The organism is Nocardioides sp. (assembly GCF_050246775.1).
GTDB lineage: Bacteria > Actinomycetota > Actinomycetes > Propionibacteriales > Nocardioidaceae > Nocardioides.
Window position 1 is genome coordinate 231,907 of the sequence record NZ_JBFWVK010000003.1, and the last position, 16,220, is coordinate 248,126.

The 16,220-nt window shown below is 69.6% G+C and carries 17 protein-coding genes; 7 read left to right on the forward strand and 10 right to left on the reverse strand.

Features of this window, described 5'->3' with window-relative positions:
• The first annotated feature begins 94 nt into the window (after nt 1-94).
• The 3 genes from AB7I40_RS16085 to cydD are packed head-to-tail and all read left to right on the forward strand — an operon-like array spanning nt 95 to nt 5,931.
• Nucleotides 95-1,543, forward strand: a complete 1,449-nt coding sequence (locus AB7I40_RS16085) for a cytochrome ubiquinol oxidase subunit I (protein WP_428347768.1) — start codon at nt 95-97, stop codon at nt 1,541-1,543.
• Between the two features lie 9 nt (nt 1,544-1,552).
• Nucleotides 1,553-2,566 (forward strand): cytochrome d ubiquinol oxidase subunit II, encoded by a 1,014-nt coding sequence (cydB, locus tag AB7I40_RS16090; protein ID WP_428347767.1) that lies wholly within the window; start codon nt 1,553-1,555, stop codon nt 2,564-2,566.
• Nucleotides 2,566-5,931 (forward strand): thiol reductant ABC exporter subunit CydD, encoded by a 3,366-nt coding sequence (gene cydD, locus AB7I40_RS16095; protein WP_428347766.1) that lies wholly within the window; start codon nt 2,566-2,568, stop codon nt 5,929-5,931. Before cydB ends, cydD begins: the two co-directional genes overlap by 1 nt.
• Here the strand turns inward: cydD and AB7I40_RS16100 are convergent.
• The 6 genes from AB7I40_RS16100 to AB7I40_RS16125 are packed head-to-tail and all read right to left on the reverse strand — an operon-like array spanning nt 5,898 to nt 10,766.
• Entirely contained in the window at nt 5,898-6,407 is a 510-nt protein-coding gene (locus tag AB7I40_RS16100; RefSeq protein ID WP_428347765.1) for a hypothetical protein, read from the reverse strand. The two genes, cydD and AB7I40_RS16100, sit on opposite strands and share 34 nt — an antisense overlap.
• Before the next feature lie 50 nt (nt 6,408-6,457).
• Nucleotides 6,458-8,149, reverse strand: coding sequence for a ribonuclease J (locus AB7I40_RS16105; RefSeq protein WP_428347764.1), 1,692 nt, complete (start codon nt 8,147-8,149; stop codon nt 6,458-6,460).
• Between the two features lie 12 nt (nt 8,150-8,161).
• Nucleotides 8,162-9,061, reverse strand: a complete 900-nt coding sequence (gene dapA / locus AB7I40_RS16110; protein WP_428347763.1) for a 4-hydroxy-tetrahydrodipicolinate synthase — start codon at nt 9,059-9,061, stop codon at nt 8,162-8,164.
• A 40-nt stretch (nt 9,062-9,101) separates the two neighbouring features.
• Nucleotides 9,102-9,479 carry a GntR family transcriptional regulator gene (locus tag AB7I40_RS16115; RefSeq protein ID WP_428347762.1) on the reverse strand — a complete coding sequence of 126 codons (378 nt, stop codon included), beginning with the start codon at nt 9,477-9,479 and terminating at the stop codon, nt 9,102-9,104.
• Complete coding sequence (locus AB7I40_RS16120; protein ID WP_428347761.1) at nt 9,469-9,960, reverse strand: dihydrofolate reductase; 492 nt, start codon at nt 9,958-9,960, stop codon at nt 9,469-9,471. The genes AB7I40_RS16115 and AB7I40_RS16120 overlap by 11 nt, the downstream gene beginning before the upstream one ends.
• Nucleotides 9,957-10,766: a thymidylate synthase gene (locus AB7I40_RS16125; protein ID WP_428347760.1), complete on the reverse strand. Its 810-nt coding sequence runs from the start codon at nt 10,764-10,766 to the stop codon at nt 9,957-9,959. The genes AB7I40_RS16120 and AB7I40_RS16125 overlap by 4 nt, the downstream gene beginning before the upstream one ends.
• A gap of 36 nt (nt 10,767-10,802) precedes the next feature.
• On the opposite strand from AB7I40_RS16125, the gene AB7I40_RS16130 reads away from it, so the two are divergent.
• Nucleotides 10,803-11,315: a GNAT family N-acetyltransferase gene (locus AB7I40_RS16130; protein ID WP_428347759.1), complete on the forward strand. Its 513-nt coding sequence runs from the start codon at nt 10,803-10,805 to the stop codon at nt 11,313-11,315.
• 34 nt (nt 11,316-11,349) lie between these two features.
• Complete coding sequence (locus tag AB7I40_RS16135) at nt 11,350-12,246, forward strand: hypothetical protein (protein ID WP_428347758.1); 897 nt, start codon at nt 11,350-11,352, stop codon at nt 12,244-12,246.
• On the opposite strand, the gene AB7I40_RS16140 is transcribed toward AB7I40_RS16135, so the two are convergent.
• Genes AB7I40_RS16140 through AB7I40_RS16150 form a run of 3 tightly spaced genes read right to left on the reverse strand, consistent with a single transcriptional unit; the run spans nt 12,233 to nt 13,697 of the window.
• On the reverse strand, nt 12,233-12,655 hold the full coding sequence (locus tag AB7I40_RS16140; protein WP_428347757.1) for a hypothetical protein: 423 nt from the start codon (nt 12,653-12,655) through the stop codon (nt 12,233-12,235). The two genes, AB7I40_RS16135 and AB7I40_RS16140, sit on opposite strands and share 14 nt — an antisense overlap.
• A gap of 51 nt (nt 12,656-12,706) precedes the next feature.
• Nucleotides 12,707-13,447: a dienelactone hydrolase family protein gene (locus AB7I40_RS16145; protein ID WP_428347756.1), complete on the reverse strand. Its 741-nt coding sequence runs from the start codon at nt 13,445-13,447 to the stop codon at nt 12,707-12,709.
• Nucleotides 13,440-13,697: a hypothetical protein gene (locus AB7I40_RS16150; RefSeq protein ID WP_428347755.1), complete on the reverse strand. Its 258-nt coding sequence runs from the start codon at nt 13,695-13,697 to the stop codon at nt 13,440-13,442. The genes AB7I40_RS16145 and AB7I40_RS16150 overlap by 8 nt, the downstream gene beginning before the upstream one ends.
• 61 nt (nt 13,698-13,758) lie before the next feature.
• Here AB7I40_RS16150 and AB7I40_RS16155 point away from each other — a divergent pair, with 61 nt between their 5' ends.
• On the forward strand, nt 13,759-14,268 hold the full coding sequence (locus tag AB7I40_RS16155) for a bifunctional adenosylcobinamide kinase/adenosylcobinamide-phosphate guanylyltransferase (protein WP_428347754.1): 510 nt from the start codon (nt 13,759-13,761) through the stop codon (nt 14,266-14,268).
• A complete protein-coding gene (locus AB7I40_RS16160; protein ID WP_428347753.1) occupies nt 14,265-14,972 on the forward strand; it encodes an adenosylcobinamide-GDP ribazoletransferase in 708 nt (235 codons plus the stop codon). Before AB7I40_RS16155 ends, AB7I40_RS16160 begins: the two co-directional genes overlap by 4 nt.
• An 18-nt stretch (nt 14,973-14,990) precedes the next feature.
• Here AB7I40_RS16160 and gcvT read toward each other — a convergent pair whose 3' ends face one another.
• The gene (gcvT, locus tag AB7I40_RS16165) at nt 14,991-16,100 is read right to left on the reverse strand and encodes a glycine cleavage system aminomethyltransferase GcvT (RefSeq protein ID WP_428347752.1); all 1,110 of its coding nucleotides are present in this window, start codon (nt 16,098-16,100) and stop codon (nt 14,991-14,993) included.
• Nucleotides 16,101-16,220: the final 120 nt, after the last annotated feature.

Here is a 16,220-nt window from a genome sequence, read left to right on the forward strand (position 1 = left end):
TCGTAGTATCTCCTACACTGCGTAGTAGTTCATGGTCCTTCCGCGCCCGGCCACGGGCCCCCGGACGGACCATCACACCTGAAGGGGTCCGCCCGTGGACGTGCTCGACATCGCACGCTGGCAGTTCGGCATCATCACCGTCTACCACTTTCTGTTCGTGCCGATCACGATCGGGCTGTCGGCCATGATCGCCGGCTTCCAGACCGCCTGGCTTCGGACCGACAACCCGGACTACCTCCGGTTGACGAAGTTCTTCGGCAAGTTGTTCCTCATCAACTTCGCCCTCGGGCTGGTGACGGGCATCGTCCAGGAGTTCCAGTTCGGCATGAACTGGTCGGACTACTCACGGTTCGTGGGTGACATCTTCGGTGCCCCCCTCGCGATCGAGGGACTGCTGGCCTTCTTCTTGGAGTCGACGTTCCTGGGGCTCTGGATCTTCGGGTGGGACAAGCTGCCTCGCAAGGTGCACCTGGCCACCATCTGGCTGGTCCACATCGGCACGCTGGCCTCGTCGTACTTCATCCTGGCCGCGAACTCGTGGATGCAGCACCCGGTCGGCTACACGTTCAACCCCGACACCGGGCGCGCCGAGCTGACCGACTTCTGGGCCGTGATGTTCAACAAGGTCCAACTGGTGACCTTCCCCCACGTCGTGCTCTCGGCCTACCTGACCGCCGGGGTCTTCGTGGTCGGCGTCGGTGCCTACCTCTACTCCCGCGACAAGCACGCGGGCGACCGCGGCCTCTACCACCGCGCCATCCGGATCGGGGCAGCCGTCACCCTCGTCGCCGGCCTCGGTGTCGCGTTCTCCGGTGACGTGCAGGGCAAGATCATGACCGAGGTGCAGCCCATGAAGATGGCGGCCGCGGAAGCCCTCTACGACACCAAGGAGTCCTGCGCCCCCTTCTCCATCTTCACCGTCGGCACACCTGACGGCACCAGCGAGAAGTTCGCCGTGACGGTGCCGTGCATGCTCTCCTTCCTGGCGACCGGCTCGTTCGACGGCAAGGTCGAAGGCATCAACCAGCTGCGCGAGCAGTACGAGCAGAAGTACGGCCAGGACCCAGGCGCGGCCTACTACTCCGCCGGTGGCTACGTGCCGGTGATCCCGGTGACCTACTGGTCCTTCCGGTTCATGATCGGCCTGGGTCTGTTCGCCGCTGCGGGTGCCGCCCTGATCCTGTTCCTGACCCGGCGCGGCCGAACCCCGACCAACCCGTGGTTCGCCAGGCTGGCGATCAGCCTGCCCGTCGCGGCGGTGCTGGCCAACTCGTTCGGCTGGATCTTCACCGAGATGGGGCGCCAACCGTGGGCTGTGTTCGGACTGATGACCACCGAACGTGCGGTCTCCCCCGGCGTCAGCGTCTTCGAGGCAGCCACGTCGCTGATCATCCTCACCCTGCTGTACGCCGCGCTCGCGATCGTCGAGCTGACGCTGCTCATCCACTACATCAAGCGTGGAGCCGATCCCTTCGAGGAGCCGCCCAACCCGTCGTTCGGTGACAAGTCCGACGACGACGCCGCCCTGACCTTCGCCTACTGAGGAGACGACATGGAACTCACCACCGTCTGGTTCATCCTGATCGCCGTCCTCTGGATCGGCTACTTCACCCTCGAGGGGTTCGACTTCGGAGTGGGCATCCTGCTGCCGTTCCTGGCGAAGTCGGACACTGAGCGCCGGGTCATGTACAACACCATCGGCCCCGTGTGGGACGGCAACGAGGTCTGGGTGCTGGTGGCCGGCGGAGCGACGTTCGCCGCCTTCCCCGAGTGGTACGCCACCTTGTTCAGCGGCTTCTACCTGCCACTGCTGCTGATCCTGATCGGCCTCATCGTGCGCGGCCTGGCGTTCGAGTACCGCCACAAGCGGCCCGCACCCGAGTGGAAGGCGGCCTGGGACAAGGCCCTGTTCTTCGGGTCGCTGCTGCCGGCGATCCTCTGGGGCGTGGCCTTCGCCAACATCGTCGCCGGCGTGCCGATCGACGCCTCGAAGGAGTTCACCGGCAACCTCTTCACGCTGCTGAACCCCTACGGCCTGCTCGGAGGGCTCGTCACCCTGGGCCTGTTCGTCACCCACGGAGCCATGTACATCGCACTCAAGACCGTCGGTGACATCCGGCACCGCGCCGGGGCCCTCTCGGTGAAGGCCGGTCTGGTGACCGCGGTCCTGGCCGTGATCTTCCTGGTCTGGACGCAGGGCCAGACCGGGACCGCTGCCTCCGCCGTCGCGTTCGTCCTGGCTGCTCTGGCCCTGGTCACCGGGATCGTGATGGCCCGGGCCGGGCGTGAGGGGCTGGCGTTCCTGGGCACCTTCGTCACGATCGCCCTGGCGGTCGCCGGACTGTTCCTGGCGCTGTTCCCCGACGTGATGCCCTCCTCCACCAACGCGGCGTACTCCCTCACGACCACGACCGCGGCGGCCACGTCGTACACCCTGACCGTCATGACCTGGGTCGCGGTGATCTTCACCCCGGTGGTGCTCTGCTACCAGGCGTGGACCTACTGGGTGTTCCGCAAGCGGATCGGCACCCACCACATCCCGGCTCCCGAGGCCGTCTCGGCCTGATGCGTCCGCTCGATGCTCGGCTGGTCCCCCACCTGAAGCCAGCGCGTGTGCCCCTGATCGGTGCGTTGGCTGCATCCCTGGTCGGTGGACTGCTCACGCTGGCCCAGGCGTTCGCGGTCGGCCACCTCATCGTCTCCCTGGTCAGCAACCCCGCGAGCGGGGCCTGGCGGGGGGCGGCGGGGTGGCTGGCGCTCATCGTGGTGCTGCGGGCCGTGTGTGGCTACGCCGCCGACACCGGCGCGGCTGCAGCGGCGTCCCGGGTGGGCATCGCCCTGCGCGATCGGCTGATGTCGGCCGCGGGCCGGGTCGATGCCACGGCCCTCTCGCAGCACCGCACCGGAGAGCTCGCCCTGCTGGCCACCCGGGGCACCGCAGCCGTCGAGCCCTACCTCACCCGCTACCTACCCTCCCTCGTGCTGGCCACCGTGCTGCCGCCGACCACGCTCCTGGCGATCCTCTGGCTCGACTGGCCCAGCGGTGTCATCGTGCTGTGCACGCTCCCCCTGGTCCCCCTGTTCGCCATCCTGATCGGCATCAGCACCCGCGACCGGGCACAGCGCCAGTGGCGCCAGCTGTCCGCGCTCTCGGGTCACTTCCTCGACGTCGTGCGAGGCCTGCCCACCCTGGTGGTGAACCGCCGCGCCGGGGCCCAGGGTGCCTCCATCCGCACCGTCACCGACCGCTACCGGCGCGCCACCCTCGACACCCTCAAGATCGCCTTCGCCTCCTCGGTCGCCCTGGAACTGGTCGCCACGCTCTCGGTGGCCCTCGTGGCCGTGAGCGTCGGGCTGCGCCTCGCCTCAGGATCCCTGGACTTCCGTACGGCGCTGACCGTGCTGCTGCTCGCCCCCGAGGCCTACTGGCCGCTGCGCCGGGTCGGAGCCGAGTTCCACGCGGCGGCCGAAGGCACCGCCACGTTCGAGGCTGCCTCCGCCTTCCTCGACCTCGAGCCTCCGCTGGCCACCGCGACCACCGACGCGCCGGCTGCGGGTCCGATCACGCTGCAGGACCTGAGTGTCGCCTACGGCACGCGACCGGTCCTGTCGGGCGTCTCGGCCACCCTCCCCTCCCCCGGTCTCACCGCGATCATCGGCCCGTCCGGGTGCGGCAAGTCCACCCTGCTGGCCACGCTCACCGGTGAACTGCGACCCACTGCCGGGACCGTTCGGATCGGGGACGGTGACCAGGACTGGTCCGATCTCGACGGATGGCGTCGTCAGGTGGCGTGGTCCGCACAGCGACCCTGGCTGACCCCGGGCACCATCGTGGACAACATCCGCATCGGACGACCCGAGGCCACCGAGGCCGACGTGTGGCGCGCACTGCACCAGGTCGGCCTCGACCTCACCGTCGCCGCGCTCCCGCTCGGACTCCACACCCCCTTGGGTGAGGACGGCGCCGGCCTCTCCGCCGGCCAGCGCGCCCGGGTGGCCCTGGCGCGGGTCGTGGTGGCCCAGCGGCCCTACGTGTTCCTCGACGAACCCACCGCGCACCTGGACGCCGAGAGCGAGGCTGCGCTCCTGGACACGCTGCGCTGGCTCGCCGAACGCTCCTGTGTCGTGGTCGTCGCCCACCGAGCGCCCGTCGCCGACGCGGCCGACCTGGTGCTGAGCCTGCCCGCCGCCTCGGAGGCGACCACCTCGGTCGCGCTGGTCCCACAGCCGGTCACCTCGCTGACAGGGCCCGCTGAAAACGCCACCGAGACCGCCACCGAGACCGAGAAGCCGCGGCGCACGCCGTCCGCGCGGACGAGTCGGCTCTGCGGTCTGGGGCTGGGCGCGCTCTCGGTCGCCTCCGGGGTCGCGCTCACCGCGACCGCCGCCTGGTTGATCACCCGGGCCTCGCAGCACCCACCGGTCCTCATGCTGATGGTCGCGATCGTGGGGGTGCGCACCTTCGGACTGGCTCGACCCGCCCTGCGCTACGCCGAGCGGCTGGTATCCCACGATGCGGCCCTGCGCATGCTGGCCGAGCGCCGGGCCGCCGTCTACGACGCCCTGGTCCCGCTCGTTCCCGGCCGGCTGGGGGTACGCCGCGGCGACCTGCTGGCGTCGGTGGTCGATGACGTGGACGCGCTGGTCGACGAGGAGCTGAGGGTGCGCCAGCCCCTGTGGACCGCCGCCCTGGTGGGCCTGGGTGCGGTCACCTTCGCGGCCCTGGTCACTCCGGTGGCCGGTCTCGTCGTCACAGGACTCGTCACGATCACGGCGCTGGCCGCGCTCCTGGCCCGCACCGGGGTCCGCCGTTCGGAGTCGGCGTTCATCGAGCACCGGGCCGCGCTGTCGGCCCAGGTCGAGCAGCTGCTCCACCAGGTGCGCGACCTGGCGTTGTGGCAGGCCACGGCGCCGGCGCTGGCCGACCTGAACGACACCGGTGAACGGCTCGCTGCCTCCGCCCGTCGCTCGGCGGCGGCGCCGGCCCTGGGTCGCGCGATCGTGCTCCTGGCCTCCGGAGCCGCCCTGATCACGATGGCCGCCGTCGTACCCGCCGGTGCCACGAGCCCGGCCATGCTGGCGCTCCTGGTGCTGCTCCCCCTCGCCCTGGCCGATGCGCTGCTGCCGGCGGTCGATGCTGCCGCCCTCTCAGTGCGCACCCGCGCCTGCCGCGAGCGCCTCACCGCGCTCACAACGCTCACCCCCGCGGTCTCCGATCGCGACGATGCGCGAGAAGTCAGCGCACACAGTCCGGCTCTCGTCGCCCGCGACGTCAGCGCCGGCTGGGATGAGCGCATCGCCGTCAGCGGAGTGTCGCTCGACCTCGGGTCCGGACAACGCATCGGCATCGTCGGGCCGTCCGGCTGCGGGAAGTCGACTCTCGCAGCACTGCTGGTGCGCTTCATCGACCCGGCCGTCGGGCGGGTCGACCTCGAGCACGACGATCTCCGGGCCCTGGCCCTCGACGAGGTACGCCGAGTCGTGGGCCTGGTGGACGACGACCCCTACGTCTTCAGCTCCAACCTCGTCGAGAACGTACGGCTGGCGCGGCCGGCAGCCGACGACGACGAGGTCGAGCAGGCGCTGCGCGCCGCCCATCTGGGCCCGTGGCTCGATGCCCTGCCCGACGGGTTGGCCACGATGGTCGGCGAGGGCAACGCCCAGGTCTCCGGCGGTGAACGGGCCCGCATCGGGATCGCCCGGGCGCTACTGGCCGATCAGCCGGTGCTGGTCCTGGACGAGCCGACGGCCCACCTCGACTCGGCGACCGCCCAGGCGGTCAGCGACGACATCCTGGCGGCCACGTCGGGGCGCAGCGTCGTGTGGATCACCCACGGCAGCATCGGCCTCGACCGGATGGACGAGATCCTTCAGCTGAACGCAGCCTGGCCCCCGGTTCAGCGAGCCGCGATCGGGATGGGCACGACGTAGGCCGGCGTACCGCCCCAGAGCAGGTCCTTGCGATAGCGGTAGACCTCACCACGCAGTTTCACCCTGGCCATGTTGGCCCGCGGGTTCAGCAACCGGGTGACACGGTCGCCTGCTCGGGCCTCGAGACCGTCCACCAACCAGTGGACCTGACGGCCGAGCGTGCTCACCTCGCAGCCCTGCACCCATTCGCGGCGTGCGCCCTGGAGGCGGGACAGCTCGGTGACCGCGACGAGCACGTCGCGGCGTGCGACCCGTTCGGCACTGGCGAAGAACTCATTGGCGGATCGACCCAGTTCCCTCATCGCGTCGGCGAACTCACGGTCCGGCGCCGAGACCATGTCGAGCAACCAGATCAGGTGATGGGCCAGTGCCTCACGCCGTGCCCTGGAGATGCTCAGCTGAGTGGACAGCAGGATGCGGGCGCGCTCGAGATCGCGACGCACCGCGTGTTGGACCAGCCCCTGAGCAGTCGTCATGCCGACGAGGAGTCGTCAACGAGCCGGGTGATACCCGGTCCAGACCAGGATCAGGCGCCGATGACGACAGGGATGATCATCGGACGGCGCCGGTGGGTGCTGCTGACCCAGCGACCCACGACTCTGCGAATGGTCTGCTGGAGCTGGTAGGTGTCGTCCACGCCCTCGGCCGCCGCCCGCTGCAGGGCATCGACGATCGGCTGCTTGATGGCCTCGAAGGTGGAGTCGTCCTCGGCGAACCCGCGGGCGTGAATCTCCGGCCCGCTCGAGACCTTGCCGGTCGCTGAGTCCATGACGACGATGACCGAGATGAAGCCCTCCTCACCCAGGATCCGTCGATCCTTGAGGTCGGACTCGGTGATGTCGCCGACCGAGGAGCCGTCGACGAACACGTAGCCGCAGTCCACCTTGCCGGCGATGCGGGCGATGCCCTTGATCAGGTCGACCACCACGCCGTCCTCGGCGATGACGACCCGATCAGCGGGGATGCCGGTGGCCTTGGCGAGGTCGGCGTTGGCCCGCATGTGGCGGATCTCGCCGTGGATGGGCAGCACGTTGCGCGGCTTGACGATGTTGTAGCAGTAGAGCAGCTCGCCGGCGCTGGCGTGACCGCTCACGTGGACCAGGGCGTTGCCCTTGTGCACGACGTTGGCTCCCCAGCGCGACAGTCCGTTGATGACCCGGTAGACGGCGTTCTCGTTGCCCGGGATCAGGGAGCTGGCCAGGATGACGGTGTCGCCCTCCTCGATGTGCACGAAGTTGTGGTTGCGCTGCGCGATGCGGCTCAGTGCCGAGAGCGGTTCGCCCTGCGAGCCGGTCGAGATCAGCACCTGCCGCTCCGGTGCCAGGTCGGCGAGCTCCTTGGCGTCCACCAAGGTGCCCGGCGGGACCTTGAGGTAGCCCAGGTCCCGGGCCACGGCCATGTTGCGCACCATGGACCGGCCGACGTAGGCGGCCTTGCGCTTGTGGGCGGCGGCCGTGTCGAGGATCTGCTGGACCCGGTGCACGTGGGAGGCGAAGCACGCCACGATGATGCGCTGCTTGCTGGTGTGGAAGACACCGTCGAGCACGGGAGCGATGTTCTTCTCCGAGGTGGTGAACCCCGGGACGTCCGCGTTGGTGGAGTCGGTCATGAACAGGTCGACGCCCTCCTCACCCAGCCGGGCGAAGGCACGCAGGTCGGTGATCCGGCCGTCGAGCGGCAGCTGGTCCATCTTGAAGTCGCCGGTGTGCAGCACCATGCCGGCGCCGGTGCGGATCGCGACCGCGAGGGCGTCGGGGATGGAGTGGTTGACGGCCACGAACTCCAGGTCGAAGGGCCCGAAGCTGATCCGGTCTCCCTCCTTCACCACGTGGTGCACGGTCTCGCGCAGCCGGTGCTCACGCAGCTTGGCGCCGAGCAGCGCCAAGGTGAGCTCGGAGCCGACCAGCGGGATGTTGCCGCGCTCGCGCAGGAGGTACGGCGTCGCACCGATGTGGTCCTCGTGACCGTGGGTCAGGACCAGTGCCTCGACCTTGTCCAGCCGATCGCGGATGGGGTCGAAGTCGGGGAGGATCAGGTCCACCCCGGGGTGGTTCTCCTCAGGGAACAGGACACCGCAGTCGACGATCAGCAGCCGGTCGTCGTACTCGAAGACGGTCATGTTGCGACCGATCTCACCGAGACCGCCGAGCGGGATGATCCGCAAACCCCCCTTCGGCAGTTCGCCGGGCGTGGAGAGTTCGGGATGGGGATGACTCATCAAGTTCCTTTGTCAGATCAAGCCGGAGGCCGCGAGCCCGGTGCGCAGTGCTGCCACTTCGTCATCGTCGAGCGGGACGAGCGGTGCGCGTACGTTTCTGTTGTTCAGCACGCCCAGCAGTTGCAGGGCAGCCTTGGCGGTGGTGGCGCCGTAGTTGGGGACGCCCATGACGGCGTCGACGGCTGGGAGCAGCCGGGTGAAGGTGGCCAGGGCAGCTGTCTGGTCCCCGGCGAAGAACGAGTGCAGCATCCCGGCGATCTCGTCGCCGGCGGCATGTCCGAGCACGGACACGACCCCGCTGGCCCCGTGGGCGAGCCACCCGAGCGTGGAGACGTCGTCTCCGGAGTAGAGCGCGTAGCCCATCTGCATGACGTTGACGCCACGCGCGAAATCGCCCACCGCATCCTTGACCGCGATCACGGTCTCGATCTCGATGGCGCGCTCGTAGGTCTCGAGCGAGATTGCCGTGCCGGTGCGCCCCGGGACGTCGTAGAGCATGACCGGGACGTTGCTGGCCTCGGCCACGGTGCGGAAGTGGTGCAGGACGCCGCCCTGGCTGGGCTTGTTGTAGTAGGGCGTGACGAGCAGGACGCCGTCCGCGCCGATCTTCTCAGCCTGACGAGCGAGCTCCACGGAGTGTGCGGTCGCATTGGTGCCGACGCCTGCGACCACCTGGGCGCGGCCACCGACGGCATCCTTGACCGCTGCCAGGATCTGGCCGTCCTCGGCCACCGTGGTGGTCGGCGACTCACCGGTGGTGCCGGAGACCACCACTCCGTCATGACCGTGGGCCACCAGGTGGGCGGCGATGGCCGCCGTGCCCTCGAGATCGACCGACCCGTCGTCCTTGAACGCCGTCGCCATCGCGGTCAGCATGTGGCCGAACGGAGCTGCGGGGGAAGCGGACGTCATGAGGTCAGGCTATCGCTCGGGGTGACCGATCCCGACACCACTAGCCCGTGCTGGGTCCCGAGAGTTGGCGTTGCACCAGGGCCAGCGCCTCGTCAGGGGTCAGTCCGAGGGCGCGAACCCGATCGACGTAGGTGGCCGCCGCCTCCTTCGCGACCCGCTCGGTCTCGTCGCCGCTGACGAACGTGCCTGCGCGGCCACGGGTCTGGATCACGCCCCGCGACTCCAGCTCCCGATAGGCCCGAGCAGCCGTGTTCGCCGCGATCCCCAGGTCGGCCGCGAGGCGCCGTACCGTGGGCAGTCGGTCGCCGGGCTGCAGCGCGCCTCGCGCCACCTGGTCGGCGATCTGGGTGCGGATCTGTTCGTACGGCGGGTCGGCGACCCCGTCGTCGATGCGCACGTCCAGCGACTCACCCTGCACGGGCCCACCAGACGAAGTCGAAACCATCGTGCGACTCACGTCGCTCCTCCACCCAGTCGGCGCGGTCCCATGCCGGGTAGGTCGTGTCGCCCGGCGGTGACTGGTGCACCTCAGTGAGCACCTGGTGGGTCGCCAGCGGCATCATCGCGTCGTAGATCTGGGCACCCCCCATCACCATCACGTCCGCGTCGTACCCCTGCGCCAGGGTCAGGGCCTCCTCCACGCTGCCGGCCACGAGGACGCCCTCGTGGGTCCACTCGGGGTTGCGCGTCACCACGATGTTGGTGCGGTGGGGCAACGGTCGGCCGATGGAGTCGAAGGTCGTGCGGCCCATCACCACCGTGTTGCCGGTGGTGATCCGACGGAAGTGCTGGAGGTCCTCGGACAGGTGCCACGGCAGGCCACCGTCACGGCCGATGACGCCGTTGTCGGCAACGGCCGCGACCAGCACGATGCGGCGCTGGGGACCCCCGGGACTCATACGGCGATCGGGGCCTTGATGCCGGGATGCGGGTCGTAGCCCTCGACCGAGATGTGCTCGAGATCGAAGGCGTCGATCTCGGTGACGGAGTCGTCAAGGACCAGGCGGGGCAGCGGACGCGGCTCCCGGGTCAGCTGCAGCCGAGCCTGGTCGAGGTGGTTGGAGTAGAGGTGGGCGTCGCCGAGGGTGTGCACGAAGTCGCCCACCTGCAGCCCGGTCACCTGGGCGACCATGTGGGTCAGCAGGGCGTAGGAGGCGATGTTGAACGGGACCCCGAGGAACACGTCGGCACTGCGCTGGTAGAGCTGGCAGCTCAGCCTGCCCGGACCGTCCGCAGCCGGTGCGACGTAGAACTGGAAGAACGCGTGACAGGGCGCCAACGCCATCTGGGGGATGTCTGCCACGTTCCACGCGCTCACCAGGTGGCGCCGCGAGTCGGGGTCACGCTGCAGGTTGTCCACGACCTGCTTGATCTGGTCGATGTGGCGCCCGTCCGGAGCCGGCCAGCTGCGCCACTGGTAGCCGTAGACCGGGCCGAGGTCACCGGCCTCGTCTGCCCACTCGTCCCAGATCGTGACCCCGCGGTCCTGCAACCACTTCACGTTCGTGTCACCGCGCAGGAACCACAGCAGTTCCCCGAACACCGAACGGGTGTGCACCCGCTTGGTCGTGACGAGGGGAAATCCCTCGGCGAGATCGAAGCGCATCTGGTGGCCGAAGACGCTCAGGGTGCCGGTGCCGGTGCGATCGCTCTTCTCGACCCCTTCGTCGAGGACGCGCTGGACCAGATCGAGGTATGCCTGCACGGGGTCAGCCTACGACGCGCGGGGCATGATGTGGCCATGGAGCTGAAGGCGGGGCCGTTCACACTGCGCGAGTTGACCGTCGACGACTGGGCGATCGAACAGGCCCTGACCCGCAGTCCTGACGTGGTGCGCTGGACCAGCTATCCCCCGGAGCTGGACGAGGCCCAGACCAGGCGCCGGATCGATGCCTACCTGGTTCGTGCGGCGGAGGGTCTCGTGCAGCGATTCGTGATCCTCGATGGCGCGGTGCCGATCGGGACCTGCGGTGCCGGTCGACTGCAGTCCGACACCCCGGAGGTCCTCTTCGCTCTCGTCGAGGCAGGACGGGGCCGGGGTGCGGCCACGAGCGCTGCCCGGGCGCTGTGCGCCTGGCTGTTCGAGTGCGGTTTCGAACAGGTGGCGTGCGAGACCATCGAGGGCAACCGAGCCAGTGAGCGCGTCGCCCTGCGAGCCGGATTCGAACCCCTCACCGCGCGCGAGGACGAGCACCAGGGTCAGCCCGTCACCGTCCGCCGCTGGCTGTGGCACGGCACGCCGTTGAACCACTGACAACGAAACTCAACTTGTTCCGTAGACTTAGCGCATGGAACTCGACAGCCTGCCACTGCCCCGCCTGGACGACCACCAGGTCGTGGTCCCCGCCCCCGGTGACGGGCCGGGCAACTGGTCGGGCGCGGCCAGCGCAGTCCTGGTGGACGACGAGATCTACCTGACCTATCGGGTGCGACGCCCTCTGGGCAAGGGTCGCGGCGTGTCGACGGTGGTGGCCCGCTCCCGCGACGGAGTGGTCTTCGAGCCCGTCTGCGAGGTCTTCCGCGACGAGTTCGGTGCCGAGTCCTTCGAACGGCCCGTGGTGCTGCGCCGTCCCGACGGAGGCTGGCGGCTCTACCTGTCCTGCGCGACTCCCGACTCCAAGCACTGGTGGATCGAGGCGTTGGATGCCGAGCGCCCCGAGGACCTTCCCGAGGGGAGGCGGACCGTGGTGCTTCCCGGCACTGCCGAGGTCGCTGTCAAGGACCCCGTCATCACGCTGCGCGACGGTCGATGGGAGATGTGGCTCTGCGAGCACCCGTTGACCGACGCCGGGCACGAGGACCGGATGTCCACCTCCTACCTCACCAGCAAGGACGGGCTGGCCTGGACGCGGCACGGCACCGTGCTCACCCCCCGGGCCGGGCGGTGGGACGCGCGTGAGGCTCGGGTGAGCACCGTCATCTCCCATGAACCGCTCGTGGTGCTCTACGACGGTCGCCCGACCGCCGCGGACAACTGGCACGAGGTCACCGGGGTGGCGCGCGCTGCCACCGACGGACAGCTCGTCGCCGACGAGAGTGCTCCGGTGCTGCGTTCGCCGTTCTCCGACGGCGCGTTCCGCTACGCCGTCGCCGTACCCCTGCCGGACGGCTCCACCAGGTTCTACGCCGAGGTCGCGCGCCCCGACGGGGCCCACGACCTGGTGACCTCGCTCAGCCCTGCGTGACCGAGGCCCGGCGACTCTCGAACGAGCCGCCGTCGCGATAGGTCTTCCAGTCCACGAACGACTCCCCTGTGACCTTCTCGAGCAGCTCGATGTCAGGCAGGTGCGGCTGGAGCAGCGCGTCGCGCTGGGCCGGGGTCAACCGTGGCCGAGCCGGGTCGCCGTTCTCGTGCAGCTGCGCGATGAGTGGCTTGCTGACCGTGCGCCAGACCTCCGGCGGCAGGAACTGACCGACCGCCGCCCCGGCACGGATCACCGGTCCGATGGCGCGAGCGCGGGCGCCGTAGTACTTCGGCTCCTTCACCTTGCTCAGCTGCAGATGGGGGTGCTGGGCCAGGGCGGCGTGCAGGGCGGTCGTGCCTGCCTTGGGTGCGCCGATGAGGAAGAAGTCGGGAAGACGGCCAGTCGTCATGACCTAAGTCTAGCGACTTAGTGGCTTAATGGAACCTCTTCGGCGATGCTGTCAGGAAGCGGCGGTCCGCAACCGCTCGTCGAAGAAGTCCAGGACCCGGTCGACGGCGACCTGCTGGCGATGTGCGGTGAGCGTGGAGTGTCCCTTGCCGTCGAGCTCGACCCGGATGAAACCCTCGCCCAGTTCGGTCGTGAGCGTCTCGAAACGGGTCCCGGTGGCCTTGTCGGAGCGGTAGCGCACCCCCAGCACTGAGCAGCCGCCAGCCACCCGCTGCCTCACGGCGGCGAGGTCCTTCGGACTCAGATTGAGATCCGCAGCCCGGGCCCTGCCGATGGGGAACGGCAGTGAGGGCTGGGCAAGCACCGGAGCCGCCACGGACTCCTCGACCATCATCGCCAGCGCGAACCCACCCGTGAAGCACATCCCCAGCGCTCCGACACCGGGCCCACCCAGTTCGGCGTGCAGTTCCCGGGCCAACGATCGGAGCCAGTCGGCGATCGGTGAGGTCCGACCGACCTTCAGCTTGTTGAACTCCCTGTTGATGCAGACCTGGCCGAGGGACTTGGCGATCGTGACCGGCGACATGGCCGCTCCGACGTCCCCGAACAGATGCGGCAGGACGACCGTGAACCCCCGGGCCACCACCTCGTCGGCGAAGCCGATCACCTCCGGCGTCATCCCCGGGATCTCGTGGATGACGATCACCCCCGGGCCCGAGCCCCGACGGTAGGTCTCGCGGGTCCTCGCGCCGGCAGTGTGGCTGCCGCGGGTCCACCCGGCCAGGTCAGGCATGCAACGACATCGGGCCGTAGACGCGGCGGTCGGCCTCGAACAGGGTCACCGCATCCACTCCGAGATCGGCGAGCGCCGCCCAGAACTCACCCACCCACGACTCGGCGTCGGCCTGCGAGGGGAACCGCTGGTCGGCGTACTCCCCCTCGATGGTGAGCACCTCTCCGGACGCCGAGGACAGCTCCCACCACCAGGGGCGGGTCGCCGGCGACTCGGGTCGGAACGTGGGTGGCTGGTCGGGCAGGGTCATAGCGCGAGCCTAGCCCGCGCGCGCTTTGACGGCCGTACGACGCAGCGACGAGACTCCGGGCGTGAAGACCCTCGTCATCGGCGGTGCCCGTTCCGGCAAGTCCCGAGCTGCCGAGACGGTGCTGATGGGTCATGACGATGTCCTCTACGTGGCGACCGGCTACCCGGTCGCCGACGACCCCGAGTGGGCCGCCCGGGTGTCGCGACACCAGGCAGATCGGCCGGCCTCGTGGACCACCGTCGAGACGATCGACCTGGTCGAGCTGCTCGTGGCCTCCGGCGGCCCGATGCTGGTCGACTGCCTGACCCTGTGGCTCACCCGTCAGCTGGACGCGGTCGATGCGTGGGAGCACGGCGGGTCCGTCGAACCGGCCACCACAGCACTGGTCGATGCCGTGCGGCGCACGACTCGCGAGGTGGTCTTCGTCACCAACGAGGTCGGCCAGGGCGTGGTGCCGGCGACCGTGTCGGGACGTCGGTTCCGAGACGAGATGGGGCTGCTCAACGCCGCGGTCGCGGCAGCCTGCGACGACGTCATCTGGTGCGTCGCGGGTCGGACCGTGCGACTGTGACAGCCCTGTGGCTGGCCCTCGGGACGCTGACGATCCTGCCGGTTCCCGCGCCCACCGGACTCGACCGCACGGTGGCCGGCCGCGCCATGACCCTGGCCCCCGTGGTCGGCGTGCTGTTGGCGGTCGCACCGGTCGCCCTGGTGGCCGCGGACGGCCCGCCTGTGCTGCTGGCGGTGCTGGCCGTGGCGGCCCTGGCGGTGTCCAGTCGGGCCCTGCATCTCGACGGGCTGGCCGACACCGCTGACGGCCTCGGCTCCGCGCTGCCCGCCGACCGGGCGTTGGCGATCATGCGGAAGTCCGACATCGGACCCTTCGGCGTGGTCACGATCGTGCTGGTCCTGTTGGTGCAGGTCACCGCGATCAGTGCGGTCGACTCTCCCTGGACCGTCGGGGCCGCCATCGTCGTCAGCCGCGGCGTCCTGCCCCTGTTGTGCCTGCCGGCCTTCCCACCCTCTCGACCCGACGGCCTCGGCGCGGTCGTGGCCGGGTCGGTGCGCTGGTGGCAGGCGACGACCGCGGTCCTCGTGACGGGTGCCATCTGCGTCGTCACGAGCGCGCCTGCCTGCCTGCTCGGGCTGATCGTCGGCCTGGTCTTCGCCTGGCACTGCCGCCGACGTCTCGGCGGCGTGACCGGCGACGTGTACGGCGCCTGCGTCGAGCTCACACTGGCCGCCGCGCTCGTCGCCCCCGCCCTCCTCGGTTGAGTCGGCCCTCGCGCCGCGTCAGGAGTCGCGGACCGACGTCTCCACGAACGGCGGCCGGACGAGCTGGAAGATCTCGCGTCGGCCGCGAACATCCACGCCGACCTCCGCGTCGGGGTTGACCATGGTCGGGATCAGCGCCAGGCCGATGCCCTTCTTCAGGGTCGGCGAGAAGGTCCCCGAGGTGATCTCGGCCAGGGGTACGTCGGCCACCAGGCTCACCAGCATCCCCGGTCGCGGGATGCCACGGCCGACTGCGACCAGACCACGAAGCAACCGCTTGGGCCCGGACTCCTTCTCCGCCAGCAACGCCTCGCGTCCCCAGAACGCCTCCTTGGACCACCCCACGGCCCAGCCGAGTCGGGCCTGGTTCGGGGTGACGTCGATGGTGATGTCCTGCCCATGCAGCGGGTAGCCCATCTCGGTGCGCAACGTGTCCCGCGCACCGAGACCGCAGGCAACCATCGAGAACTCCTCGCCAGCAACGAGCAGGGCATCCCAGAGCGCCCCGGCCGCCGCGTTGCCGACGATCAGCTCATAGCCACGCTCACCGCTGTAGCCACTGCGGCAGACCACCACCCCGGCGTCCTGGAAGTCGCTCTCGACGAACGTCATGTAGGCGTGGCCGACCGGCAGGCCCACCGCGCTGAGCACCGCGTCGGACTGCGGCCCCTGGACGGCGAGTACGGCGTACTCGGTGTGATGGTTGCCGATCTGGACCCCCTCCGGGGCACCCGCCTCGAGGCGTCGTTCGACCTCCGCGGTGTTGGCGGCATTGGGCACCAGCAGCACCCGGGCGTCGCTGTGGAGGTAGACGATCACGTCGTCCACGATCCCGCCGGTCTGCTCGTCGCAGCACAGGGAGTACTGGGCAGCTCCGGGGGCGATCCTGGCAAGGTCGTTGGAGAGGGTCGCATTGACGTACGCCGCCGCGCCCGGCCCCGTGACCAGGAGCTTGCCGAGGTGGCTGACGTCGAAGATGCCGACGCTCGAGCGGACCGTGGAGTGCTCCTTGAGAACTCCGGTCGGGTATTCCAGTGGCATCGACCAGCCACCGAACTCCCCGAACTTGGCGCCCAGGGCGACGTGTCGATCGTGCAGGGGGGACTGGATCAGGGTCGAGTCGGGCATGGCGCCGAACCTACCGCGTCCCTACCGTGTCGTGGTCCCTGCACCACCGCTGGCTACCATGCCTGAGGTGACGACCTACGCCCTGCGCAACGCCAGTCCTGCCAAGACCCGAGCCGACGC